General features: G+C 33.2%; 1 protein-coding gene. It reads right to left on the bottom strand.

The genetic code is table 11. The features are described 5' to 3' along the window. Nucleotides 1-334: 334 nt before the first annotated feature. Nucleotides 335-733, bottom strand: a 399-nt coding sequence (locus tag L1D46_RS20800; RefSeq protein ID WP_239978183.1) for a hypothetical protein, incomplete at its 5' end; no start/stop codon positions are given.

Here is a 733-nt window from a genome sequence, read left to right as displayed (position 1 = left end):
CTATATATATGGATAACATTAGTATGGAATTAAGAGTTAGCCCTAAAAGGATATATGTTGTTCCGCAAAAGTTAGCTACCTTGGCACAATACATCCAAGATAAGATTACAACAATCGTGAGTAAGTCAAAGTAAAACCAGTTCAAATAGCTATAAACGGAGAGCTTGACGAAGCCGCTGATGAAGTATGAAACCATCATAATAAAAGATAAAACGAGAACTCTACTGTCTGTTTTATTTATATTAACTGCTAAGTTAAATAAAAAGGCCATTAAAAAGCCCCACTCAATGAAGGCCCCTAATAGGTCCCCCAAAAAAGCATCTATATACATAATTTAAGCTTGTGGGTGGGCTACTTTCTGTCTAAATAAATTTGATATGGATGACTTAATTTTTACTAAGCCCAAAAAGTCTCTGTCAACGATAAGTGCAACTATCATGACGAAATCTGCAATGTTGACACCAAAAGAATAGATATCCCAAAGAAGCCAAGGTTCTTTTGTGTATTTGACATAGATGTCATAGTAAATAGCTAGAAATAATACTGTATTTACTAATAATCCCGCACAAACATAATAAAATGCAGTAGGTTTATGGTCTTTTACAAATTTAGCAAAAAAGATAATTAAAGAGAGGGTAACTAAATCCCAGACAGCCCAATGTAGGTATGTTTCTGTAGTAGAGAACCAAGAAAAAAAAGAATCACTTGAGAAGTAAGAGACAAACATTATAAA

It is taken from the genome of Pseudoalteromonas sp. Isolate3, from assembly GCF_022398505.1.
GTDB classification, from domain to species: Bacteria; Pseudomonadota; Gammaproteobacteria; order Enterobacterales; family Alteromonadaceae; genus Pseudoalteromonas; species Pseudoalteromonas apostichopi.
The sequence above is the reverse complement of the archived record's forward strand: the minus strand, read 5'-3'. Positions and strand labels throughout refer to the sequence as shown.